15 protein-coding genes are annotated in these 24,216 nt (G+C 75.4%); 6 read left to right on the top strand and 9 right to left on the bottom strand.

The window, feature by feature from the left end; genetic code table 11:
- Positions 1 to 5: 5 nt before the first annotated feature.
- The 4 genes from ACZ6O2_RS14640 to ACZ6O2_RS14625 all read left to right on the top strand — a co-directional run bounded on the left by ACZ6O2_RS14640 (position 6) and on the right by ACZ6O2_RS14625 (position 4,272).
- A complete protein-coding gene (locus tag ACZ6O2_RS14640) occupies positions 6 to 1,412 on the top strand; it encodes an aminotransferase-like domain-containing protein (RefSeq protein WP_466023171.1) in 1,407 nt (468 codons plus the stop codon).
- Positions 1,413 to 1,683: 271 nt separating this feature from the next.
- Positions 1,684 to 3,273 carry a hypothetical protein gene (locus ACZ6O2_RS14635; RefSeq protein ID WP_466023170.1) on the top strand — a complete coding sequence of 530 codons (1,590 nt, stop codon included), beginning with the start codon at positions 1,684 to 1,686 and terminating at the stop codon, positions 3,271 to 3,273.
- A 137-nt stretch (positions 3,274 to 3,410) separates the two neighbouring features.
- Positions 3,411 to 3,800, top strand: a complete 390-nt coding sequence (locus tag ACZ6O2_RS14630) for a hypothetical protein (RefSeq protein WP_466023169.1) — start codon at positions 3,411 to 3,413, stop codon at positions 3,798 to 3,800.
- 76 nt (positions 3,801 to 3,876) lie between these two features.
- Positions 3,877 to 4,272 (top strand): hypothetical protein, encoded by a 396-nt coding sequence (locus ACZ6O2_RS14625; protein WP_350704579.1) that lies wholly within the window; start codon positions 3,877 to 3,879, stop codon positions 4,270 to 4,272.
- 245 nt (positions 4,273 to 4,517) lie between these two features.
- Here ACZ6O2_RS14625 and rpsD read toward each other — a convergent pair whose 3' ends face one another.
- From rpsD to ACZ6O2_RS14600, 5 genes are all read right to left on the bottom strand, one after another.
- Complete coding sequence (gene rpsD / locus ACZ6O2_RS14620) at positions 4,518 to 5,114, bottom strand: 30S ribosomal protein S4 (protein ID WP_350704577.1); 597 nt, start codon at positions 5,112 to 5,114, stop codon at positions 4,518 to 4,520.
- 211 nt (positions 5,115 to 5,325) lie between these two features.
- Entirely contained in the window at positions 5,326 to 6,357 is a 1,032-nt protein-coding gene (locus tag ACZ6O2_RS14615; protein ID WP_466023168.1) for a methyltransferase, read from the bottom strand.
- Positions 6,354 to 7,532: an aminotransferase class V-fold PLP-dependent enzyme gene (locus tag ACZ6O2_RS14610; protein ID WP_466023167.1), complete on the bottom strand. Its 1,179-nt coding sequence runs from the start codon at positions 7,530 to 7,532 to the stop codon at positions 6,354 to 6,356. The genes ACZ6O2_RS14615 and ACZ6O2_RS14610 overlap by 4 nt, the downstream gene beginning before the upstream one ends.
- The gene (locus ACZ6O2_RS14605) at positions 7,529 to 8,788 is read right to left on the bottom strand and encodes a tryptophan 2,3-dioxygenase (protein ID WP_466023166.1); all 1,260 of its coding nucleotides are present in this window, start codon (positions 8,786 to 8,788) and stop codon (positions 7,529 to 7,531) included. Before ACZ6O2_RS14605 ends, ACZ6O2_RS14610 begins: the two co-directional genes overlap by 4 nt.
- 72 nt (positions 8,789 to 8,860) lie before the next feature.
- Complete coding sequence (locus ACZ6O2_RS14600; RefSeq protein ID WP_466023165.1) at positions 8,861 to 9,565, bottom strand: tryptophan 2,3-dioxygenase family protein; 705 nt, start codon at positions 9,563 to 9,565, stop codon at positions 8,861 to 8,863.
- A gap of 355 nt (positions 9,566 to 9,920) precedes the next feature.
- On the opposite strand from ACZ6O2_RS14600, the gene ACZ6O2_RS14595 reads away from it, so the two are divergent.
- The gene (locus tag ACZ6O2_RS14595) at positions 9,921 to 10,445 is read left to right on the top strand and encodes an SMI1/KNR4 family protein (RefSeq protein ID WP_350704569.1); all 525 of its coding nucleotides are present in this window, start codon (positions 9,921 to 9,923) and stop codon (positions 10,443 to 10,445) included.
- A 111-nt stretch (positions 10,446 to 10,556) separates the two neighbouring features.
- Positions 10,557 to 11,141: a mycothiol transferase gene (locus ACZ6O2_RS14590; protein WP_466023164.1), complete on the top strand. Its 585-nt coding sequence runs from the start codon at positions 10,557 to 10,559 to the stop codon at positions 11,139 to 11,141.
- Between the two features lie 64 nt (positions 11,142 to 11,205).
- On the opposite strand, the gene ACZ6O2_RS14585 is transcribed toward ACZ6O2_RS14590, so the two are convergent.
- The 4 genes from ACZ6O2_RS14585 to ACZ6O2_RS14570 are packed head-to-tail and all read right to left on the bottom strand — an operon-like array spanning position 11,206 to position 24,215.
- On the bottom strand, positions 11,206 to 13,011 hold the full coding sequence (locus tag ACZ6O2_RS14585; RefSeq protein ID WP_466023163.1) for a hypothetical protein: 1,806 nt from the start codon (positions 13,009 to 13,011) through the stop codon (positions 11,206 to 11,208).
- 46 nt (positions 13,012 to 13,057) lie between these two features.
- On the bottom strand, positions 13,058 to 14,902 hold the full coding sequence (locus ACZ6O2_RS14580; protein WP_466023162.1) for a hypothetical protein: 1,845 nt from the start codon (positions 14,900 to 14,902) through the stop codon (positions 13,058 to 13,060).
- Entirely contained in the window at positions 14,899 to 19,416 is a 4,518-nt protein-coding gene (locus tag ACZ6O2_RS14575; RefSeq protein WP_466023161.1) for a hypothetical protein, read from the bottom strand. Before ACZ6O2_RS14575 ends, ACZ6O2_RS14580 begins: the two co-directional genes overlap by 4 nt.
- Complete coding sequence (locus ACZ6O2_RS14570) at positions 19,416 to 24,215, bottom strand: hypothetical protein (protein ID WP_466023160.1); 4,800 nt, start codon at positions 24,213 to 24,215, stop codon at positions 19,416 to 19,418. The genes ACZ6O2_RS14575 and ACZ6O2_RS14570 overlap by 1 nt, the downstream gene beginning before the upstream one ends.
- Position 24,216 lies beyond the last annotated feature (1 nt).

Raw genomic sequence — 24,216 nt, 5'->3', positions numbered from 1 at the left:
CCTTCATGGGTAACGGTAACGCAGCCGAGCGCGTCATCCAAGATCTGCGCGCGCTCGTCGCCAGGGCCGACCCGGGGGACCGGCTGCCGTCCGTACGCGAGCTCACCGCGCGCCACCAGGCCTCCCCGGTGACGGTCACCGAGGCGATCCGGCAGCTCGCCGCACAGGGACTGGTCGAGGCGCGATCAGGGCGGGGCACGTTCGTGGCCGCCGCGCCCACGCGGCAGCCCGCTTCGGACCTGTCCTGGCAGACCGTGGCGCTCGGCCCCCGCCCACCCGGCGAGGAGGACATGCAGGCGTTACTGGCGCTACCACCATCGGACGCGATACCGCTGTCCGGCGGCTACCTGGGCCCGGATCTCCAACCGGCCGCCGCGCTCGGTGCCGCGCTGGCCCGAGCCGCCCGACAGCCCGCGTCGTGGCAACGCGGCCCGGCCGAGGGCCGCGAGGACCTGCGCGCCTGGTTCGCCCGCGAGGCCGGAGGCGGGCTGAGCGCCGGCGACATGGTGATCTGCCCGGGCGGGCAGGCCGCGCTCTCCTCCGCACTCCGCGCGCTCGCCGCCCCCGGTGACACCCTGCTCGTCGAGTCGCCGACCTACCTGGGCGCGCTGGCCACGGCCCGCGCCGCCGGACTGCGGGTGGTGCCCGTCCCCGCCGACGCCGACGGCGTACGGCCCGACCAACTGGCCGCCGCGTTCACCCGCACCGGCGCGCGATTGTTCTACTGCCAGCCGCTGTACGCCAACCCCACCGGCGCGACCCTGGCCGCCCACCGCCGCGCCGAGGTCTCCGCCGCCGTACGCAACGCCGGGGCGTTCCTGATCGAGGACGACTACGCCCGGGACCTCGCCATCGACGGCGAGGCCACACCTCCACTGGCCGCCGACGACCCCGATGGACACGTCGTCTACCTGCGCTCCCTGACCAAGTCCGCCGCGCCCGGGCTCCGCGTCGCGGCGATCGGCGCCCGTGGCCCGGCCGGCGCCCGCCTGCGGGCAGGCCGGCTGCTCGACGACTTCTTCGTCGCCGGCCCCCTGCAGCAGGCCACGATCGAGTTCGTCACCTCCCCGGCGTGGGCGCGTCACCGCCGCACCGTGCGCGCCGCGTTGCAGGCGCGGCGCGCGGCACTGCTGGCCGCGCTGCGGCGGCACCTGCCCCCACTCGCCCCGCAGGTGGTTCCGCGGGGCGGCCTGCACCTGTGGGCCCGCCTGCCCGACGGCACCGACGACGTCGTGCTGGCCGCCGCCGCGGCCCACGAGGGCGTCGTGGTCTTTCCCGGGCGGCCGTGGTACGCCGCCGAACCCCCGGCCCCGCACCTGCGCCTCACCTACGCGGCCGCGCCACCCGACCTCATGGACGAGGCCGTCCGCAGGCTCTCCCGTGCGCTGGCGAGCCGAACGGCATCCGCCTGACGCGTCCCGGCCGACGATCCCGTTCCCAGGAACACCGCGGCGGGAGATTTCCGCCTGCTACAGCCGGCGAGTTCGCCGAGCGTGGACACGCAACCCGCCTCGACGGCGCCGCCCTCGTCGAGGTCGGCGTCGTGCACCGCGAACACGGCGACGCCGTCCGGCCGGGGAGCGAGCCGCGTGTCCGGGCCGGACCGCAGCGGCGGGCGAGGGCCGACCGCGCCAGTCGTCTGGCCGACAGCCGTCGCCGCATTGTGGAAACTACAGTGGGTGGATGCGGCGGCCACCGCTCGTGTCGGGCGGACTGGTCCGCCGTACCGGCCTCGCGCCCACGGTCGGATGGCTCCTCCGCACCAACCGGGTGCTCTCGCCGATCACCGACCTGCGCCGGGCGTCCCGCTTCGCTCCAGCCTTCGGCGGCGGATCGTGGCCGCACGGCCCGGTCAGCGAGAGCCGGGTGTCCCGCTGGGAGTCGGGCTTCACCCCGGTGCCCCATGCCGCCGTCCGCCGCTACGAGGAACTGCTGCTCCTGCCGCCGAACACCCTCGTCGCCCCGCTGGACAACCTCTACCGGTATGTCGCGGCCGCCGAGCCGCTGCGGCTCACCCTCTGCCGGGACACCCTCCCCGACGACCCGTCCGAGGGTCTCGACAACCTGCTCGACCTGGCTGTCACCGCGGTGCCGCTCACCGGCGGGCAGTGGGACGACCTCACCGCCGCCCTCGTCGCCGACCCCCGCATCCGGCTCGTGCCGTCGGCGAGCTGGTCGACGATCACCGACCGGCTGGTCGCGGAGATGGTCATGTCCGACGGCGTCGACTGGCTGCAACGGCACGAGGCGCTCAACCGCCTGCTCGCCCACCCCGTCGGCTGCCAAGCCGCCATCGACAGCTGTGCCAGCCTCGCTCGAGACCGCGAGAACCAGGTGTTCATCGAGACGGTGTGCGCCCTCGAGGCGACCGGACACCCGGACGCCGCCCGCCACGTCTTCGCGCAACTGCGGGACCCGACCCACCAGCGGGCCAGAGTAGGCGCTCTCCTCGCCGCGATGCGCAAGCTCACCGTCGGGCACTTCACCGAGGAGCAGGTCGCCGACCTCGTTCCCCTGGTCGTCGACCTGCTTGCGGACCGCGACACCGCGCACCTGGCCGCCCAACTCGCCGCAGGACTTTCGCTCGACCGCGACCGCCGGTACCGCCAGTTCCTGGCCCGTCACCGCACCCCGGTCACGACCCCGCCCGACACCCTGGCGCGGCAGCAGACCCTCGCCGCCCGGATCGCGTACGCGGCCAGCGCGGAAGCGACCCACGACCAGGTGCTCCGCGCCGATCCGATTCTTCCCGTCCTGGTCGAGGACACGCTGTTCCACCCGTCGCCCGACGTCCGCCTCTACACCCGCTTCCTGGTCGCCGCCACCCCCTATCGCGCCGCGCTCGCGGCCGCCCTCGCCAACGAACTCGGCGGCGGTCGGCTCCGTCACGACCCCGCCCTCGCCGAGGCGATCCTGGATTCGTTGCGGATCCTCGGCGACCGGCGCCAACAGCCGCTGGTCGAACGGCTGGCGATCGCCGACGGCGTCCCGACGGCGGTGCGGGTCTCCGCCGCCCACGCCGTCGGGCACCTCGGGGACGGGGTCGCCCGTACGGTGGTCGAGCATGCCGCCGGGCGGCTGGCGGGCCCGCCAGAACGCACCGGAGGAGACCGGCCGGTGCTGGAGGCGATCATCTACTCGCTGGGCATCAACGGCCGTGACGACCTGCTCCGGCAGTTGGCCACCGACCCGAGGCTCCCGGCGACGGCGCGCCGCTCGGCGTCCTGGTGGTTGGACCGGCCGGGGTACGTCCGCCGCAGCGCGTCGCGCTGAATCCCACCAGGGTCCGGCCTCTTGCAGCCGGCGGTGGCGGCTGCAAGACCGCCGTCGCGGGCCCGCGTCGGCTTCTACCGTCAAGCAGGCACCGGCCAGGAGGCCGGAACCCCGACACCGGACAGGACGGTGGAGCGATGCGCGCAAACCTGATCATCCGACCTCGCCGGCTCGCCGCCGCGCTCACCGCGGTCGCGGCCGCCGGTCTCGCCGTGCCCCAGCCGGCACAGGCCGCCGCCGGCGACCTCAGCTACGTCCTCAACCACACGAACGTCCGCGTCTGCGGGTCGGTCCGGCAGATCCAGTGCCCCGACGGCGCCGGCCCCAACGGCGTCATGGGGTCGGTGGTGGGCGACCAGTGGGACCGGACCTGGTGCTGGCGCGACGGCGAGTGGGCCGGCGAGCCGGCCACGAACCGTTGGTTCAAGGTCACCGCGAACACCACCGCCGGCTGGAAGACCGGCTGGGTCAGCGCCGCGCAGGTACCGATCCAGGCGTTCGTCCCCTGGTGCTCGAGCTGGAACTGACTTCCGGCACCCGTACGACGACAGCGGCACGTGCGCCGCTTCCTCCACCAACTGCCTGGGATAGAAGGGACTTCTCATGGTCATGCCGACACCGACGCGAGCCGAGCAGCGGAAGCCGGGCGCCCCGAGGACGATCCACCGGATCGTCGGCGTCGTCGCCGTCCTGGTCGCGTCGATCCTGATTCCGGGTGCACCGGCCAGCGCAGCTCCGTGCAGCCCGGTCTCCTGCGTCCACAACACCAAGGGCAGCCAGGTCCTCGTGAGGTGCTGGGACGGCGCCTGCACCCCGGGAACCAACGTGTGGCTGAACAACGGCTACCAGGTCTCCATGTCGTGCTGGTTCGACGCCGCCAACTTCGACGGCAACTACCCGAGCACCCGCTGGTTCCTCGTGCGGAGTGTCCCACTGGCGGGCAGGTGGCTGGTCCACTCGTCCTACGTCTACAACCAGACCTCCGTCGGGCACTGTTAGGCGCGGTGGCACCACCGACCGGGAACTGCCCCCGCTCTCCCGAACAGGGGGAGCGGGGCACCCGGTCAGCCGGCCGGGTCGGCTTGTAGGCGACGACCAGCTCCCATGCGCCGGGCAGCACCGCCACCCGCTCGAAGCCGACCCCCGCGAGCAGCTTGGTGTAGAACTCCGCGCGCCGCCGGTGCGGGTGTCGCACGGCAAGGTGGCCGAAATGCCGCGCCGTTGATCACAACCCGATACGTGCCCTAGTCGGACCGGACGGTGAGCGGGACGTCGCGCAGGTCGGGCACCTCCTGTCGGCGCGGCTCCCGGGTCAGTGTCGCGGTGAATTCCTCCGGCCGAACCTCCAGGTACGGCGGGGCCTCGACGTCGCGGAACCCGCCTGCGGCGACCACGGCCGGTGTGGGGCACTGCCGCTCCGGGCGTACCTGGATGATCTGCCCCGGCTGGACCAGGTACGAGGGGCGGTTGACCTTGCCGCCGTCCAGGGTGAACGTGTTGTGCTCGACCAGGCTGCGGGCCTCGCCGACGGTGCGGGCGAAGCCGGCGCGGTGCACCAGCGCGTCCAGCCGCTGCTCCAACTGCCCGGCCAGGTTCTCCGCCGCGTCGCCGGGCTGACCGGCGGCCGTCACCAGTGCCCGGACCAGTTGCCGCTCCCGCAGGTCGTACGCGGCCCGGATCTGCCGCCGCTCCGCGTCGGGCAGTCGGTAGCCGCGCGGGGCTCGGCGCGGCCCGCCCCGGACACCGATCGGATGCCGCTGCCGGCGCAGTCGGTAGCCATGCGCCGGCTTCAGCGGCACGTCGTCGGTCGGCGCGATGTTGACCTTGGAGCGGAGCGTCATGGTGCCCTCCCTGGCTGTCGTGGGTCACCACACTCTGTCCCGCACCGGGGTGAGCCCGCCCCACCCGGTCCGGGTGATCCGCCCTGCGCAGGGGCGTCGAGACCTGGGACGGCCCTGCGGTCGGTCAGGCGCGACGAGGCCGACCTTGCTGTTCGACCGGGCCGCGCAAGGCGACGAAGAAGGGCGGAAGGCGCGGCCGGGGCGGGGCCGGTCAGCCGGCCGGGGTCGGCTTGTACGCGACGACCAGCTCCCAGGTGCCGGGCAGCACCGCCACCCGCTCGAAGCCGACCTCCGCGAGCAGCTTGGTGTAGAACTCCGCCTCGCGCAGCCGGCTGACGCAGCTGTCCACGCCGATCAGGAAGTAGCTCCAGAAGAACTGCATCGCCAGCCGGTCCGGGGTGCGGAACTCCTCGCAGATCAGCAGCAGCCCACCCGGCTCCAGCGCCGCGTACGCCTGCTCCACCAGGTGACGGGCCACCTCGTTCGGCCAGTCGTGCAGCACCCGCACGAACGACATCGCGTCGTACCCCTTGGGCAGCGGCTCGGTCAGGAAGTCGCCGCCGACGAACCCCAGCCGCTCGGTGTGCCCCCGCGCGACCCGGGTGGCCGCCACCAACGGCGCCACCGCCGGCAGGTTGTAGACGTCGGCCCGCAGGCCCGGCGCGGTGTCGAGGACGTGCGCGGCGAGGGTCCCGTCGCCGCCGCCCACCTCCAGCAGGCGACGCCGGTCCGGCCACAGCAGATCGGCGTGCCGCCGCACCGCCTCGATCACCGGTCCCAGCCCGACGGCCATGCTGCGCTCGAAGTCGGCGGTCTGCGCGTCGGTCTTCGGCGGCCAGGCGAAGTCGTCGTCGCCGATGCTGACCTGGCCGCGCAGGCTCTCGGGCAGCCGGCCGTGCAGCCGCCGCCAGGGATAGCGGTCCCGGTCACGCTCGACCGCGCCAGGGCCGACCACCGCGGCGACCGCGTCGCGCAGCCCCGGCACGGCCCGGTAGCTGGTCGTGCCGATGTCGTCGTCGGGCTCGTCGCGCGTCAGGAAGCCCAGGCTCTCCAGGCAGTCGAGGAACTTGTAGAGCCGTAGCGGGCGTACCCCGAACCGGGCGGCCAGCGCGTCGAGACGGACGGGCCCGGGCTCCAGCGCGTCCAGCAGGCCCATGCCGAACGCCGTCTCCAGCACGTCCATGGCCTTCGGACCGTTGGCGAGCAGGCTCATCAGCGCCCGCGGCGAGAGGGTGACGGTCACCGGTGCAGCTCCTTCTCCAGCGCGTCCATGAACGCGTCGACCTCGTCGAGAGTGTTGTAGACGTGCGGACCGACCCGCAGGTAGCCGCGCCAACTGCAGATCAGGTCACGGGCGGCGAGTCGCCGCTTCACCGCCTCGCCGTCGGGGACGTCCAGGCAGACCACGCCGCCACGGCGATGCGGCGCGGTGGGGCTGACCACCGCGATGCCGGCCGCGCCGGCCCGGTCCAGGACCCGCTGGGTGAGGGCCAGCGACTGCCGCCGGATGGCCTCGGTGCCGATCCCGGCCAGCAGGTCCAGGCCGACCTGGGAGACCAGGGAGGTGACCGGGTACGGCGTGCCGCCGGCGAACCGCCGGGCGGCGGGCGCCCAGCCGGTGGACGGCTGGAACGTGAACGCCCGGTCGCCGGCCTGCCAGCCGGTGGCGGCCGGCGCCAGCTCCGGCACCAGGTCGGGGCGGACGTAGAGGAAGGCGGTGCCGACGCCGCAGAGCCACTTGTGCGCGCCGCCGAGGACGACGTCGACACCGAGGGCGGTGACGTCCATCGGCACCACCCCCACGGTCTGGAAGGCGTCCACCACCACCAGCGCGCCGACGTCGTGGGCGCGGGCGACCAGGCGGGGCAGGTCGACGGTGGCGCCGGAGGTGAAGCTGGCGTGCGACACGCACACCAGCAGCGTCCGCTCGTCGAGGCGCGCCTCCAGGGCCTCCTGGTCGAGGTGCGGACCGCCGGTGCCGACCACGTCGAGGCGGGCGCCGTAGCGGCCGAACGCCCGGAAGACGAACGGCACCGTCGGGTACTCCAGGTCGGTGGTGACGACCCGGTCGCGCGGCGGGCGGTAGTCGAAACAGGACGCCACCCGGGCGAGCAGAGTGCTCAGGTTCGCGTCGGTGACCACGCTGCCCGGCGGTGCGCCGATCAGGGCCGCCACCGAGTCGGCGTACCGGTCGAGGCCGACGTGCCAGCCCTGCCACACGTCGTCCCGCCAGGTGCGCAGCGTCTCCCAGTAGTCGTGCAGCACCCGCTCCGCGCCCCTCGGCACCGCGCCGGTGGAGTTGTTGTTCAGGTAGACACAGGTCTCCAGCAGGGGGAACTCGGCGCGCAGCGCGGCCTGCGTGGCGGCGTCGAGGCACCGGGGCGCGTCGGGCCCGGGCGCGGGGTGGGATCGACTCACGCGGTGTGGCCTCCAATCGGGTCGATCGGGCGGGAATCGGCGGTGCCGACCGTGAAGACCGGCACGTCGCGGACCGCCGCCAGATAGGGGGTGCCCTCCGTGTAGCCGGTCCCGGAGCGGGGACCGAGCATCCGGGTGGCGATCCGGTGGTGGGTGCGCCGCCACTGCAACAGAGCCCCGGCGAACGTCTCCATCCGCCGCGCCACCAGCGTGCGGTCCGCGCCGTCGAGCCGGCCCGCACGCACGGCCGACCGGTACGCCTCGTCGATCGTCGGCTGGCCGGCCCGCACCAGGGACCGCACCTCCGGCACCGACCGGTAGGCCACCGAGTCCAGCCGGTCTCCTTCCGGCGTACGGCAGAGCGACTCCACGAGCTTGTAGGAGCGGGACTGGATGGCGCTGGCCCCCTCGGTGTACTGCCGGAACGTCCGGAACGACTCCGCCTGCATGGTGGCCAGCAGCGAGAAGAGCGGGCCGGCGGCGCCGAGCAGGTCCCCGGCGTACCCCAGCCGGTCGGCCGCCGCACGTGGCGCGGCCCCGGCCAGCGCGGCGACGGCGGCGCGCAACTCGTCCGCGACCCCGGCGAAGAGACACTCGTACGCCTGGAGCACCCGGATGAACAGGTATTCGTCGTGGGTCACGTGGACCGGCAGCATGCTCAGCCGCAGCGTCTGATCCCCGTCAGGGTCGAGTTCGGCGGCGACGGCGTGCAGCGCGGCGGCGCTGGTCGCCGGCTCGTCGTCGCCGACCGCGACCAGGCCGAGGCGGGCCAGCGGGGGCAGGGCGGCCCGGACGCCGAGGCGGCAGCGTTTGGTCACCACCGGCGGCCCCGGACGCTGCTGCGGGAGCAGGTCGGTGGTGTGGGCGGCGGCGGCCAACTCGAAGGCCAACGCGTCGGCGACCAGGCGGACGAACAGCCGGTCACGGGCGCGCCGCGAGGTGGCGTCGTCCTCGGCCGGGGGCGGGTCGTCCGCGCCGCAGGGCAGCCGGAGCAGGCGTAGGGCCAGGTAGCTGCGGTAGTCGTAGCGGCCGTCCCACTTGTCGAGCGTCACGTCGAGGAAGTCGGTCAACAGCCGCGCCTCGTCGCCGCCGGCCGCCGTCGCGCCGGCCACCCTCGCCCGCGTCTCGTCGAGCAGGGCGAGGAGTTCCTTTTCGACGAAGTGTTTGCCGACCCGATGGAATTCGTGCAGCACCGCCGGGTAGGGAAAAGTGCGCGGGTCGGCCGTACCGGACAACCAGGTCGTCAATTCGTGCACGAAGCGCCCCTCGACATTTCCGAATCGGCACCACAATGGGAGGACGCCGGTCACCGCCGGCGAGTGCGGAAGTCAGGGCTTGGCGGCACCGGAATCGTCGGCCGCGGGCTGGAGTCGGGCCTGCCACAAATCGGGAAAGAACCGGTGCCCGACAAGTTTGGCGAGCATGGTGGCCGGGCTGCCCGGGGTGCCGGCCGGAGCGTGACCGCCGACCCGCAGGGCCACCTGGTAGTGCCGCGTGCGCCACAGCGACACCCGCTCGTCCCACTCCACCATCGCCTCGGCCAGCCGGTGGACGGGGTCCGCCGGGTCTGCCGGGCACAACGCCGCCACCGGGATGCCCCGCTCGGCGAGGCAGTCGGCGAACGCGCGCCCGAGTTGCCGGCTGGCCGCCTGGACCTGCCGCCAGCCCGGCGACTCGGCGCCGGAGCCGTTGCCCAGCGCGGGCTGCATCGCCTGGAAGTCCACGGGGGACAGGTGCCGGAACATCTCCAGTTGGTCGGTGATCAGCCGCACGGCGAGCGTCGCCCGCGTCAGCAGCGCCTCGGCCGTCGCGGGGTCCCCGGCGCCCACCCGGGCGGTCGCCTCGGTCAACTCGGCCGCCGCCAGTTTGAGCCACAACTCGGCCGACTGGTGCACCACCTGGAAGAGCAGTTCGTCGCGGTGGATCATCTCGGCCGGCGACCGTTGCAGGTCGAGCAGCGCGTCCGTGCGCATATAGCGTGCGTAGTCGGTGGCGCCGCTGCCCGGCAGCACAGGCGACTGGTCACGCTTCACGGAATAACCTTTCGGTCGGTATCGGCACGCCGGGATCGCCCGTGCGTCGGCGGCAAGTATGCAACGACGTGAAGCGATGCGCTACCCCTTGATTTCGATCCGTTTCCGTGCGGCGGAGAAAGGGCTGAATGTCCATTTGAGAGGAGTGGCTGACGCATCACATTTGACGATCTGGGTCAATGTGTGTGACGTGTGTCATTGCCGCCGGGCGTCGGAGGTGGCACGCCCTGGAACCTCGATCCGATGACGTTCGTGCCGGCCGCCACGGCGCCCTTGTCGAGTCGGGGCGGCCGGTCGAGATGGTCGAGCCGGGTGGTCGCGCCGTTCCTGTCGTGGCCCCCGCTACGGTGCGCGGGTGACCGGAGAAGAACTCACCCTGCCCGCCGCGCTGCGGGAGGCCCAGGACGGCGGCTTCGACTACGCGGGCGGCGACGGCGTCGACTTCGAGCCGTACGACAGCTTTCGCACCCTCGGCGAGACCGCCGAGTGGTGGCACGCCTGGAGCGGCAACAGCTCGATGGACGGCCTGGACCTGCGGATCTTCGGCCGGGACGGCACCGGCGGACTGGCCGCCTTCTGGCTGGCCCGGCCGGGTGAGCCGGTCGACCGGCAGCCGGTGGTGTTCCTCGGCTCCGAAGGTGAGACGTCCGTCGTCGCCGGCGACCTGGGGGCCTACCTGTGGCTGCTGGCCGATGGTTTCGGCCCGCTGGAGGCGACCATGTGGCCGCGCCACGAGCACCGCCCCCGTCCGGACGCCCGTCGCACCGTGATCGCCGAGCGCTACGCGCCGCAGGCACGGCGGACCGCGCCCGAGGTGATCGAGGCGGCACGGGCCGAGTTCCCCGACTTCGAGTCGTTCGTCGATTCCCTCTGCCGCTGACCGGTTCGTCAGTCGGTGGTGCCCGTCGGCCAACCCGGCCCAGGTCGAGTCCGCACAAGGTCTGTGACTTCGCGGACACGGGTTGTCGGAGGCCAGAGCTACGGTGGCGCCATGAGCAACAGCGAGTACCCGTGGGAGCCGCCCCTCGCCGGCACCGAGGTCGAGCATCTCGTCGGTGCGCTCGACCGGCTGCGTGCGACCTTCCGTTGGAAGGCCGACGGCCTCGACGCCGCCGCGCTGCGGACCCGCTTCGGCGCCTCCTCGCTGACCCTCGGCGGCCTGCTCAAGCATCTCGCCGCCGTGGAGGACAGCACCTTCACGACCAAGCTGACCGGGCAGCCGATCGGCGCGCCGTGGGAGGGCAGCGCCTGGGACGGCGGCAACGACTGGTCGTTCGCCTCCGCCGCCACCGACACTCCCGAACAGCTCTACGCGCTGTGGGACGGCGCCGTCGAACGATCCCGCGCGAGGCTCGACGCGGCCCTGGCCGACGGCGGGCTCGACCAACCCGTTCACGCCGCCACACCCGACGGCCGCCACGCCAGCCTGCGCCGGCTCGTCTGCGACCTCGTCGAGGAGTACGGCCGGCACACCGGCCACGCCGACCTGCTCCGCGAGGCGGTGGACGGACTGGTCGGTGAGGACCCGCCGGCCGGCTGGCGGCCCCGCGGCGCGCCCACGCGCGTGAACCCCTGACGCATGGACAGCACCGGCCGCAGGGGCCGGGCCCGATTACGGGTGGCCCGGCCCCGAGGGCAGGTCAATGCGTCGCCGGCACCTCCACCTCGAGCGGCTCCAGGTCGTCGCGGACGGCCTTGACCTCCCAGTAGAAGGCGTGCGAGGCCGGCGACCCGTCGACGGTGCGGACGCGGAAGGCCCCGTCCTTCACCCGGCTCGCGGCCAGCGCGGAGACCGGCTCGTCGTCGTCGAAGACCGGCGTCAGGTGCACGGTCCGGCCCTCCGGCCGGGTCAGCGCCTCAAAGTACGCGGGCAGTTCGACGGTGGCGGTGCCGCCGTCCAGCCGCGCCTCACCCCGGTAGTAGACGCCGTTCTCCGGCCCTTCGATGGCGGCGTGGATGAGCTGGCGGCGTTCGGTGGCGTCGGGGGCGTCCAGCGGGTGGTCGATGGCGAACTGCTTGGACTTGCCCTTGATCACGCCGCTGCCGGCCATCAGGCTGATCGTGTAGCCGCCCGACTCGGTGCCGAGATAGATCGCGCCGGAGGAGAACAGGTCGAACGTGCTGATGCCGCCGCCGCTCCAGGAGGGCACCGTGTTCGGGCTGACCGCGACGCCGAGCTGGCCGTTGATCTGGACGTTCCCGCCGAAGAAGCCGCGCTTCTCGACCCACAGGCAGCCGGTCTCCGGGCCGCTGCCCTCGCCGTAGCCGACGTAGACGCCGGCGCTGTTGAGCAGGTAGAGCCGTTCGGGGCCGTTGATGTGCAGTCGGTTCGCGCCGTTGAGGGAGCCATAGGACGGCATGGAGATGTTCCCGCCCGTCCACAGGCCACCCTGCACCGTCAGGTCGCCGTTGCCGTTGGCGTCCTTGACCACGGTGACGCCGCCGGTGGCCCGCACGGCGACGCCGCCCTCGGCGGTCAGCGACAGCCCGCCGCGCCCGCGCAGGCTCGCCGCCCGCAGCTCCTTGACCGCCAGGTCGGCGTACGGCTTGCTGCCCTCGCCGTAACCGAGCCCCGGCACGTCGTTGCTGCGGTCGACCAGCTCGAAGCCCCTGCCGGCCCGGAACGACAGTTGCGCGTGCTGCACGCCGGGGCCCCAGAAGCCGAGCCCGGTGACCACCTGGCCGGGGGAGACGGTGGCCCCCTCCATGCTGCCCAGGTGCAGCATGCCGCCGGCGATGCGCAGCCGGTCCGCGTTCTGCTGCGTGAAGGCGATGATGTCGTCGGCGTCGTTGTTGTTGGCGATGCGCAGGATGGTGTTCTCGCCGCTGTACGGCCAGTACCGGATGTACGCCTCGTCGCCCGCGCCGCCGCCCGGGTCGGTGGGGAAGGTGATGCCGGACTGGGCGCCGCCGCCGACGGCCGGCACGATGGCCCCGACCGGGACCCGGAGGCCCGCCGCCACCCGCCCGGTGCCCTGCACCGTGATCGTGCCGCCGGCGCGGGTGACCGTGCCGAGCACGATGGCGTTCGTCGGGTCGGCGGGGGCGGCGGCGGAGAACTCGATGCGGCCCTCCTCGGTCCACCGGGTCTCGCCGGCGACCCCGCCCTCGTCGCGCCGCTCGCTGAGGTACTCGTGGTAACGGATCACCACGTGCCAGCTGCTGCCCTCGGCGGGCAGGGCCTTGCGGGTGTTCTCCGCCAGCACGATCACCCGGCCGGCGCCGTCGATCGCCACGCCCTGGCCGATCGTCACGTCGCCGCCGGTGGCGGTCAGGTCGAGGCCGGTGACCACGCCCCTGGGCTGCAGCAGCCGGGCGGCGAGGTTCTGCCGGGCCAGCAGGTAGTCCAGCGCCTGGGTCAGGTCGCCGGCGCGCAGGTACTGGTGGTCGTAGTACCGGGGCCGGGCCATCGGCAGCGGCAGGTCGTTCTTCCAGGTGATCGTCATGGTGGTCTCCGCTGATCTGGTTCGGTCGGTGCGCGGGTGGGGTCGTTCAGCGCGGTTGGACGGTGTCGTAGCGCAGGCCGCTGGACAGCTCGCCCGTGCCGGTGTGGCGGGCGCGGCCCAGCCACAGGTGCACCGACCCGTCGGTCCACCGGGCGAGCTGCCACCGGCGCAGCAGCCGGGTGCCGGCGCGCGGCACCTCCTCCTCGGGGATGGCCAGCTCGACCAGGTCGTCGCCGCGCCAGCGCCAGTCGAGCAGGCGACTGTGGCCGGCGACCGCGACCGGCGGACCCTCGCGGGACGGCTGTTGCAGCGGGACCCGGCGCAGCCGGACCACGTCGGGCCGGTCCTGCGTCGGCCCCGGGATCAGCGGCACCCAGTTGTCCGGCACGGTCGTGGCGAAGGCGTACGACAGGCTGGGCACCGCCTCGGCGTCGGCGACCGGTGGCCGCGGCGGCGGCGTCGCCCGACCCACCTGGGCGCCGCGGTCGATCGGCCGGCCGGTGGCGCCGGTGACGGTCCGTTCGACGGCCCACGCCAGGTTCGCCATCTCGTCGCGGCCGAGGCGTACCTCCTCCACCGGCTCGGAGTCGAGGGTGACGGCGGCCGTCGCGGGCAGGACCAGCACGTCGGCCGGCCCGCCGGCGGTCGCCCCGGACGGGCGGAACAGCGCCGTGTCGTCGGGCGCGGCCGGCACGAGCGTCTGGATGCCGAAGGTGTCGGTGACGATCAGCGACCGGATCCGGGTGGCGGACCCGACGGGCAGCTCCAGCGGCACCAGGAAGTGGTCGTTGCCGTAGACGAGGCCGTACTCGACCAGGAACATCCGGGCCAGGTCGCCGGCGCCGGCGCCGATGCCGGCCAGGTTGACCCGGGCGTCCTCCAACTCCCAGAAGCGGGTCGAGGGCATGCCGGCGTACGCGACCGGGGTGGGCAGCAGCACCTTGACGACGTCCTCGACCGCCGGGACGGCGTCGACGGTCGCCCCGGGTTCGTGGTCGAAGTGGTACCAGTCCAGCCGGTCGCCGTCGTACTCGTGGGCGGTGAGGACAAGTTCGCCGGCGCAGCCGTGCGCGCCGACGGCGAAGTCGTACTCCAGCCGCTCGCGCCGCCACGCGGGCCCCTCCTGGCCGGGGGCGCTGAACAGGGGCGTGAAGTCCTCGGGCGGCCACGGCGGCGCGGCGGGCCGGGACGCGCCCGGCGCCAGCACGGCGGGCAGTTGCAGCAGGTAGCCGTCCGGTGGGCCGGCGGGGCGGGGCGGCACGCCCAGCCAGGTCATCCACTCGGCGATCGCGGCGGTGACCGCGCCGACCAGGGCGGACGGCACCTCGTTCTCGGCGACGAACCGGCCTTCGGCGCAGGCGCGCAGCGCCAGGTCGCCGTGCGGTACGCGGCCGGCGGCGATGCGCAGGTAGCCGAGGGTCTCGGCGTCCGCGGCCGACGCGGCGTCGGGCGGCACGGCGGGGACGGGATACCTGCTGCACAGCCGGGGTGCCAGCTCGCCGGCGCCGGCGGCGGCGAGCGACCGCAGCAGCTGCTGGCCGCTCTCGACGGCGAAGCGCAGGTCGCCGGCGGTGGCGGCGGACTCCCGTTCCACCACCGCCTCCAACGGTGTGGCGGTGGGCAGGCCGACCGTGCTGCCGGAGGCCGTGCCGGGCCGGTAGCGGGTGAACCGGGCGGCCTCGGCGTGCACCCGGGCGCTGACCGGCGAGCCGGTGTCCTCGCCGGTGAACTCGCCGAGCTGCCACTGCCGGGCGAGCAGCCACAACGGGTCGGCGGTGCGGGCCTCCACGGCGGGGGCCAGGTCGGCGCGGCGGGTACGCGGTTCGAGGCGGGTCCAGGTGGTGACCGACGGGGTGTGCGTGTCGGCCAGGGCTGGTTCGGCGGTGGTCACTGGCCCTCCTGCCCGCCCTGCGGCGCGAGCGTCGCGTCGGGGACGAAGTCGGTGGTGGTCGTGGTCTCGGCGATGTTGGTGGGGAAGTAGAGGGCGGGCAGGAACTGGCCGGCCGCGCCGAGGGAGTCGACGTCGACGGCGCGGGCGACGGCCAGGTCGAGGGCCTCCTCCAGGACGTTGGCGAGGGTGGCCGGCTGCCACGTCGCGGCGCCGTCGGGCGCGAGGCCGAGCAGCACCGCCTGCGGCGCGGCGGCGCCGGGGGCGTCGTACTCGAAGGTGAGCCCGGTCTGCACCCGCCCGGCGGGCACCACCTCCGTCCACTCGTCGACCAGCAGGCCGTGCACCGGCCTGGTCGGGTCGATGCCGCCGGGGGAGACGACGACCAGGGACACCGGTTCGGTGTTCGCGCGCGGCGGGGCCTCGCCCACCCAGCGGTCGCCGGGGGCGTACGGCAGCTGTGCCACCCGGACGGTGGCGGGCAGCTTCACCACGCCGCCGGCGTCCAGTGCCTGCGCGGCGGTCAGCACCTCCTGGAGCCGGCCGACGGCGGGGCGGACCCGGCCGTAGCGGGACAGCCACCGGCGCACCGGGTGGGGGGAGCCGCCCTGCAACGCGTCGCTGGCGGCCAGCGCGGCGGCCAACCGCTCCGGCTGGGGCGCGCCGGCGGCGGTCAGGACCGGCATGTCGGGGCCGAGCAGCGCCCGGACGCGGGCGATCTGGGCGTCCCGCCGCCGCGCGGGGGGTGCGGTCGGCCGGTCGAAGTCGGTCGCCGGGTCGCAGGTGCAGGCCGACGGTGGACAGGGGGCCCGGTCGTGCAGGTCGGCGACGACCCGGCAGTGGGCGGCCAGCCGGCGGTCCAGCTCGTGGCCGGCGACCAGGGCGGCGTCGGCGACCGCGGCGGCGGTGCCGGCGGCCGGCGGCGGGGGCACCGCGCCGGTGACGCCGAATCCGGCGGCGGTGTCCAGCAGCAGGCGGACCGCCGTCTCGTCCCAGCCGGGCGCGTCGGCGGCCGGGGTGGCCCGCAGCGCGGCGGCGGCGGTCCGCGCCGACTGCCACAGCTCGTCGGTCTGCGCCTTCATCACCGGATCGACCTGCGGGGGCGCGTCCGGGTCCAGGCCCAGGTCGGCGGCGAGGACCGGCCGGGAGCGGCCGAACAGGTCCCGCAGCACGTTCACGGCGTGCAGGAACTCGGCCAGGCCGACCTTGTCCGCTGCCCAGGCCGGGTCGCGGTCGTAGTCCAGCTCCAGCGTCCAGTCCGGTCGCACCTCGGCGGGCAGCAGCTTCGCCCAGGTGACGAGGGCGATGCGGCGGTCCAGTTCGGCGTCGTCGGGGCGGCCGGGGTGTGGCGGGGCGGCGAGCAGGTCGATCGCCGGGGTCTGCAGCCGGTCCAGACTCGCGTCGCGCCACGGCGTGGCGGTGACGCCGTGGGGGGCGTGCCAGCGGTAGCGCCAGAACACCCGCGGCGAGGGCGGCAGCAGCACGGCGGTGAGCGCGTCGGCGGGGCTGCCGATGATGCGCGGGTGCTGGGCGCGGGCGGCCGGCCAGTCCTGCCGCAGCGGGTCTATCCGGTCGTCGACGTTGATCAGCAGCAGCACCCGGTGGGTGAGGGTCGCGCCGGTGGCCGGCGTGCGGGTGACGTGTAGCTGGGGTGGGCTGGCGGCGGCGCCGGAGGCGGCGTCGACGGCGGCCGCGGCCCGGTTCATGTCGCCCAGGGCGAGCTGGTGGACGCTCTCGGCGAGCAGCGTGTCGGCCACGGCGTCGGTGGCGTCGGCCAGGTCGGCGAGGACCTGCCGCACGGCGGTGCGGGCCGCGCCGGGCAGCGCGTCGAGTGGTGACTCGATGGCCTTGGCCTGGTGCAGCCGGTGCAGTTCCAGCCCGTCGACGGTCGCCGCCGACTCGACGGTCGCGGTGACCGTGGTGGTGTCGTCGTGGGCGTCGACACGGTGGGCGCGCGCTGGCGCGAGCCGGCGGAACAACGGCAGGAACTGGTCCAGCGGGCCGTCGGGGTGGTCGTGCAGGCCGCGCTCGAAGCGGTAGCCGAGCAGGGCGCCGAGGCTCTGGCCGGCGCGGACGCCGTCGAGCAGTTGCTCGGCGAGGCGGACCCGGCGGGAGGAGAGGTCGACGGCCATCGGGTGGTCGCCGCCGTGGTGCGAGCGCCACGCGCTGCGTAGCACGGCGGTGGTGACGGCCTGCGCTGGCGAGGGGGCGTGCACGTGACCCGCGCCGTCGGGGGCGACGGGCAGCGTGGGCGGTGCCACGGTGTCGGGCACGTCGGCGGGGCGGGGCACCAGCCGCGGCGGCCCGGCCGGCCGCAGGTCGACCAGCCAGCCGTACCCGCCGACGTGCACCCCGGTCGGCGGCCCGGCGGTGAGTTGGGCCAGCCGGCGGGTGGCCAGCGAGGTGATCCAGGCGTCCAACCGGTGCGTGGCCAGGCCGAGGGTGCCGGCGACGTGCCGGTGCAGGTCGGCGGGGGACAGCCCGTCGTCGAGCGCGTCGCCCAGGTCGGTCAGGGCGGCACGGAAGGCGCGCAGGTCGGTGGTGGCCCGGATGTGGCGGGGGTCGAGCTGGGAACTGGCGAGGTAGCTGCCGACGGTCTCGCCGGGGGCGCCGGGCACGGGCACGGCGAGGCGGCGGCGCAGCACCGGGGTGCGGTCGTGCGGGCGGATGTCGACCAGTTCCGGCTCCGGGACCTCCGCCGCGGCGGGCAGGGCCGCCTCGGCGGCGAACGCGTGCGCGGCGGCGGAGTGCTCGGCGATCAGGGCGGCGCGCAGCAGCCGGTGGAACAGCGGCACCGGCCCGTCGCCGGGGCTCGCCGGCACCTCGTCGCCTTCCAGGCCGACGGCGGCGAGCGCGTCGAGGTACGCGCGGATCCGGTCGGCGCGCGGCTGTCCGGGCCCGTCGAGCAGGGGCGTGCCGAGGGCGTACGCCTCCTTGGCGAACACGGCCAGGGACAGCCGCGGGTCGGTGGGGCTGCCCAGCCCGAGGGCGGCGAGCAGGTCCCGGGCCGGTTCGACCACCTGCTCGCGCCAGTCCGGGCCGAGGCCGAGGCGGGCGAAGCGCCACAGCCAGCTGACGTACTCGTTGCCGAGCATGCTGCGGGCGCGTACCTCCAGCACCCGCGCGTCGGTGGCCAGGATGTCCAGCAGTGTGCGCTCGGGGTCGGCGAGGCCGGGAACGATCCGGGAAACGGGGGAGGGCAGCCACACCTGCTGCCACAGCTTGGTGAGCAGCCCGACGGCCCGGGCCTCGCCGCCGCCGGCCGGGCGCCAGTCCCGCAGGCTGGCCACCGGCAGCAGTCCGTACGGCTGGCGGCCGATGCGCAGCGTCGGCAGCGGCCCGTCGGCGTGCACGTGGGCGACGAAGTGCTCGCGCAGCGCGGCCTGCTCGGCGGCGGTGGCGACGGGCAGCGGGTCCCGCAGCAGGGCGCCGAAGCTGGCCGGCCAGAGCAGTCGCCGCACCAGCCGGCCGGTGGGTCGGTCGGCGACGGCGGCGCCGGTGCCGCGGGCGAGCGCGGTCGGCGCGCCCTCGCGGGTCGGCGCGCCCCGGGCGGCGGTCAGCGCGTCGTCGGGTTCGGCGGTCAGCGACACGCCCAGGGCCGCGGCGACCAGCGCGGCGGCGGCGTCGGGCGCCCCGGCCCCGGTGGCGGTGTCGGCGGCGCGCGGCGCGGCGGTGGTGGGGGCCGCCGCCGGCGCGGCGGTGGCGGTGTTGTTGGTGGGGGTGTCGGGGGCGAGGAACGCCAGCCCGTCGGTCGCGGCGTGCGCCTCCAGCAGGCGCCCGAGGGCCTTCGCGGAGGCGTCGGGCGCGGCGGTGGTGTCGAGCCCGAACACCAGCAGCCGTTCCACCGTCTCCGGTTTCCCGTCGGTGCCGGTGGGGACGGTGACGGTCAGCGCCATGCCGGCGGCCTCGGCGGTGGCGAAGTCGACGGTCCAGCGCATCCCGGCGTCCACGGGCGGCGCCTCGGCCGGCACCTGGTCGATGGTGCCGGTGCCGCCGGCCGGCACGGGGGTGGGTCCGACGGGCAGGTCCGGGGTGACGGTGCCGGAGGTGCCGGTGAACAGCCGGCCGCTGGCGGTGCGGCCGACGGCGTACCAGCGGGTGGGCAGCAGCCGGGCCCGGGCCGGTTCGCACCAGGGGCCGGGGCGGGGCTGCGGCTCGGGGAAGTCGCCGGCGACGGGTTCCATCACCCGGGCGATCCAGGCGGCGCGGGGCGCGCCGAAGCGGCGGACCAGGTCGTTCCAGGCCGCCTCGTCGGGTGCGCCGGTGACGCCGCCGGGCCGGCCCTCGCCCCAGTACGCCCGGCCGGCGGCGATCTCCTCGGCGGTGAGGTCCGGCTCGTGGTCGTCGACGTGGATCTGGTCGGGGTAGACGCGGATCTTCAGGGTCGCGCCGGCGAACCGGGTCTCCAGGCGCACCGGCAGCATGACCGCGGGGACGAGCGCGGACGACGTCCACGGGGTCTGCGTGAGCACGGTGGACAGCGGCGGCCGGTTCGCGGCGTACGACGAGGTGGTCATCACTGGGTCTCCGGCGTCGGTAGCAGGTCGCTGGCGTGGCGGGCGAGCAGGACGGGGCGTTGCAGCACCGCGAGGGCGGTGTCGGCGGCGTTGCGGCCCTGCCGGGCGGCGAAGACGACCGCGTCCGGCGGCAGCGGGTCGCCGGTGAGGTCGACGCCGAAGCGGGGCGCGGCCGGCTGCTCGCGCAGCAGGAAGAAGTAGCCGGCGGGGCCGGCGGCCTGCCGGGTGGCGCCGCGGGCGACGTCGGCGGTGAACGGGAACCCGAACAGCAGCAGGTCGGGCGACAGCCACGCGTGGAAGATGGACAGGATGTCCGGCCCGGCCGGTTCCCGCTGCTCGGGCCCGGTCCACGTGGCCTGACGCATGGTGACGATGGTGGACGGGTAGCGGCGCAGCAGCTCACCGCGGATGACCAGCACGAGGGACTGCTCGCCGGGGGCGCCGACGGCGGTGAGGTGGCTGCCCAGCGGCCCGTTGAGCCAGGCGTCGTCGGTCAGCGGCGGGATGTCGGTCAGTGGCGCGCCGGCCGAGACGGCGCCGCGGACGTCCCAGAACTGCCGGAACCAGGTCTGCCGCGGGTCGGCGGGGAACTCCCGCCACAGCATCTCCCGGCTCATCTCGTGGTTGAGCCCGACCAGGAACGCCTCGATGAACCGGGGGTTGGCGGCCAGCGCGGTCATCGTCTCCGGCGCCACCGCGGGCAGGTTCGGCACGACGTGCTCCTGGGACAGGCCGCGCAGCAGTTCGTAGGCGGGGACGGTGAAGCTGACCCCGGCGAGCAGCCGGCGCAGCGGGTCGCCGCTGTCGGGCAGGGCGTCGACCAGTTCGCCGTCGCCGAGGCTGAGTCCGGCGAGCACCTCCCCGGCCACGGCGGTCTCGGGGCGGACCGTCTCGCGTACGGCCGCTGCGGCGGTGGTGAGGTCGACCGGCACGGGCCGGTGGTTGCGGGCCAGCGACTGCGCCGGGGCGAGCCGGCCCTGGTGGGCCGCGGCCGCGGCCATGAAGTCGTCGCCCATTTGGGCCCGGTCGGCGACGAGGTCGGCCCGCAGGTCGGCGATCGCGACCGCGCAGCCGCGGGCGGTGCCGGCGTCGGCGGCCCCGGTGACGGTGACCGCGGGGCTCCAGCTGACGGGTACGCCGGCGGGGTCGAGGTCGAAGGCGGTGCGGTAGGTGACGGTGGTGCCGCTGCGGCGGGCGACGACGAGGTCGGGGCGGCGGGTGCCGGTCACGTCGGCCACGGCGATGCCCGCCCCGGCGGCGCCGGCGACGGCCGCCTCGTCGGGCACCGCGCGGGCGGTCGTCCAGCCGTTGACGATCCGGCCGCGCCGGTTGAGCCCGAGCCCGGTGAGGTAGCGGGCCACCGGGGTGGCGCCGACCGCGCCGGCGGCGAAGACCAGCAGGTCGGGGACCTGGTCGCCGGTCATGTCGACCACGTCGACGCCGACGGCGGTGATGGTGTCGAGTTGCTGCGGGGTGGGCTGCGAGTCACCCCACCCGCGGGTCACCGTGCCGGCCGCGTCCAGGCCCCACCCGACGCGGTAGTGCACCCGGTTCTCGGTGCCGCCGGGGCGGCTCACCCCGTACGCGACGACGAGTTCGGGCTGCTCGTCGCCGTCGAGGTCGGCGAGGGCGACGTCGAGGCCGGCGGCGTGGGCGCTGACCGGGTCGGGCAGCTCGTACGGGCCGCTCCACCCGGCGGCGGCCGTGCCGGTGGCGGTGGCGTCCCGGCCGATCCAGTAGCTGATCCGGCAGGTGCCGTCCGCGCCGGGCAGCAGGGCGGCGGTGACCAGGGCCGGGCGGCCGTTCGGCGCGAGGGGGCCGATCGTGGTGGCGGTGGCGCGGGCGGCCACGGGGATGGCCGGTCCGTCCACGGCGGCGGTGAGGACGTTCTCCCGCACCGCGCCGTCGTCGCCCACGTTGTGCCCGATCTGCATCCGGGCTCGGCTGCCCGCGCCCACCGGGACGGTGTGGGTGAACAGCAGCGACGCGAGCAGCCCCACCCGGGGGGCGAACCGCAGGTGCGCCGGGGCGGGCGCGGTGTCCGGGCCGGCGCCGCGCGGGTCGGCGGGGATGCCGTGGTCGATCCAGCCGGTCGGTGCGTAGCCCCAGCGCCACGAGGTGAGCCGGCCGTCGCCGGTCACGGCGAAGATCTCGCCGCTGCGGAACTCGCCGAGCACGGGCCCGGGGCGGTGCCGGCCGAGGCCCCCGGCCGGCGCGGACCCGATCACTTCCCAGCCCCAGTACTCCCGTTCGTGCCCGTCGTGGTAGTAGCGGTAGCGGCGCATGAGGCGCACGTCGGCCGGGTTGGCGTCGGGCGCGCCGAGGGCGATGATCGACATGCCGTCGTCCTCGCCGATCTGGGCCGCCTGCTGCCCGAGCGAGACCAGCCGCCGCCCATCGGGGGCCGCGTCGTGCCGGTAGAGGGAGCCGTCGGAGAGCTGGGAGACCAGCCAGCCGTCCGTGGTGAGGTAGGAGAAGCGGGACCCGTACGCGGACGGGTGCTGGCTGGCCGGTGAACCCCACACCGGCGGGATGGCGTCGTTGCCGACCTGGCTCCACTGCCCGCTGTGGACGAACAGCCGGTTGTGGCTGGTGGCGACCAGGACCGTCGTCCCGATCGGGCGGGGGGTGCCCCAGAGCCGTTCGGTGGACCACATCGCCGGCTTGCCCAGCGACGCCCACGACCCGGCCGCCGGGTCGTAGCGGTACAGGTTCCCGTCCCCGCCGAGCACGTGGACCAGGTTGCCGCCGGCCGTCGGGCGGCTGCGTACCCCGAGCGGCGGCGCGCCGCAGTCGCGCCACACCCACCGGTCGCCGTCCCACCGCCGCTCGAACAGGCGGCTGTCGCGGGTGCGGACGAACACCCGGTCAGGTGCCACGGTGGCGCCGGAGGTGGCCACGGCGGTGCCCGGCGGGAGGCCGTGGTCGCGCCACACCCACTGCTCGCCGACGCGGCGGCGTTCGAACAGCCGACCGTCGGCGGCGCCGAGGAAGAACCGGTCGGCGCCGAGCAGGTCGCCGGCGTTGGTGGCCACGGTGGTGACCGGGTCGTCGGCGGCCAGCGCCCGGATGCCCGCCGTGAGGCCGGCCGTGCTGGTGGTGTGCCACCACGGGTTCTGGGCGGCCTGCTCGATGACGGCGCGGGTCAGCGAGCCGAGCCCACGGCCGTCGGTGACCAGCGTGTCCAGCACCTTGCCGCCGGCGGGCACCTTCGCGGCGGGCACCGCGCTGGCGCCGCCGGCCAGCCGGGCCAGCGCCGCCGGGCCGCCGTCGGCGTCGACCCGGCGGGCGAGGGGCCCGCGGGGGCGCAGCAGCCGGCGCAGCGGCGCGCTGGTGGCGGCCCGCGCGCCCGGGTTGCCGTCGAGCTGCCGGTCGAGCGGGTCGCCGGCGGCGGCGAGGCGGGCGCCGGCGCCCGGGTCGACGAGGTCGTGTACCGGCTGGGTCATGGCCACGAGCTGGTCGTCGCCGACCGGCGTGCCGGGGGAGTCCGGGTCGACCCGGCGGGCGAACAGGGCGGTGGCGGTGTCCCGGGCGGCCTGGCCGCGGCGGAGCTGCTCGTTGGCCTCGCGCAGCTCGGCGGCCCGTTCCCACGCGGCGGCGGCCAGGTCCTCCTGGTGGCGTTGCACCACCTGGGTGCCGAGGGCGGCGGCGGCCCGGTATCGGGGGTCCAGGTTGAGCCCGGCCAGCCAGCGCGGTTCCGCGCCGCCGGTGGGGACCTGCCCCTGCTGGGTGTGGATGTTGCCGTACAGCGGCGGGGTCAGCCGGTCGTCGGCGTGGCGCAGCAGGTCGGTGAGCGCGCCCTGCCAGGCCTGGCGGACGTCGTCGGCCCAGACGGTCGGGGTCATGCCGGGCGCGGCGAGGGCGCCTTCGAAGCCGAGCACGGACCGGCCCTCGACGCCCTCGTCGTCGCCGGCGGGCAGGCCGCCGCCGGGCGCGGCGATGTCGACCGGCTGCCGGCCGACGTCGTCGGGCAGGACCCGGGCCCGCAGCCGGCGGGCCAGGGACTCGAAGTCCCCGTCGGGCCCGGTGCGGAACGTCCAGTGGTGGTAGACGGGCAGCAGCACCGGATCGTCGGGGCCGGGGTGGGCCGAGTCGGGACCCCAGGCGGGGGCGAGCGGGCCGGTGTCGTCGACGGTCTCGCCGAGCCCGGCGCGGACCCCGGCGGCGAAGGCGGGCACCACGGCGGCCAGGTAGTCGGTGCCGGCGGCGAGCCGGCGCGGGCACACCAGCCGCGACAGGGTGCGCTCCGGGGCGGAGGCGATCACCTCGGACAGGTCCTCGTCGTCGGTGACCAGCACCTGGGCGTGTGCCCACGCCCACGACTCGGCCAGCACCGGCAGGTGCCGCACCGTGGTGGCGAGCCGGGCCAGGGCCTGGCCCGGCTGCGTGCGCAGCTGCGCGCCGTCCTCGCCGACCGGCACCACGACGAGGACCAGCCACGGGCGCAGCGCGCCGTTGTCGTCCGGCCGCGCCGGGGTGTACCGCCACGGCAGGTCGGGGTTGTCGAACTCGACCGCGGCCAGCAGGGACACCTCGACGTTCTCCGCGCCGGGCGCCGGGTAGCTGCGGATGATCTCCTGCGGGTCGACGCCGACGACGTCGCCCGGCCCGTGCAGCAGCGCCGTCGAGGTGCCGGTGATCTGCTCGGTGTCGCCGGTGGCGGTGTCGGTGCCGAGCGCGGCGACGGTGAGGGTCACCTCGGCGCGGGGGCGGGGCAGCGCGCCGGTGAGGGTGTCGGTGTGGGAGACCACGCGGGCGACGCCGTCGCGGACCCAGGGCAGGAAACGCAGGCCACCCATG

It is taken from the genome of Micromonospora sp. NPDC048040, assembly GCF_055587185.1.
This window is presented reverse-complemented; position numbering and strand designations above follow the sequence as displayed.

Excerpts from the sequence above, each read along its gene's own strand:
- ACZ6O2_RS14630 (WP_466023169.1), top strand. The coding sequence starts at position 3,411 with ATGCGCGCAAACCTGATCATCCGACCTCGCCGGCTCGCCGCCGCGCTC.
- ACZ6O2_RS14570 (WP_466023160.1), bottom strand. The coding sequence starts at position 24,215 with ATGGGTGGCCTGCGTTTCCTGCCCTGGGTCCGCGACGGCGTCGCCCGC.
- rpsD (WP_350704577.1), bottom strand. The coding sequence starts at position 5,114 with ATGACGCTCCGCTCCAAGGTCAACATCGCGCCGACCGACGACGTGCCG.
- ACZ6O2_RS14585 (WP_466023163.1), bottom strand. The coding sequence starts at position 13,011 with ATGACGATCACCTGGAAGAACGACCTGCCGCTGCCGATGGCCCGGCCC.
- ACZ6O2_RS14635 (WP_466023170.1), top strand. The coding sequence starts at position 1,684 with ATGCGGCGGCCACCGCTCGTGTCGGGCGGACTGGTCCGCCGTACCGGC.
- ACZ6O2_RS14590 (WP_466023164.1), top strand. The coding sequence starts at position 10,557 with ATGAGCAACAGCGAGTACCCGTGGGAGCCGCCCCTCGCCGGCACCGAG.
- ACZ6O2_RS14625 (WP_350704579.1), top strand. The coding sequence starts at position 3,877 with ATGGTCATGCCGACACCGACGCGAGCCGAGCAGCGGAAGCCGGGCGCC.
- ACZ6O2_RS14575 (WP_466023161.1), bottom strand. The coding sequence starts at position 19,416 with ATGACCACCTCGTCGTACGCCGCGAACCGGCCGCCGCTGTCCACCGTG.
- ACZ6O2_RS14640 (WP_466023171.1), top strand. The coding sequence starts at position 6 with ATGGGTAACGGTAACGCAGCCGAGCGCGTCATCCAAGATCTGCGCGCG.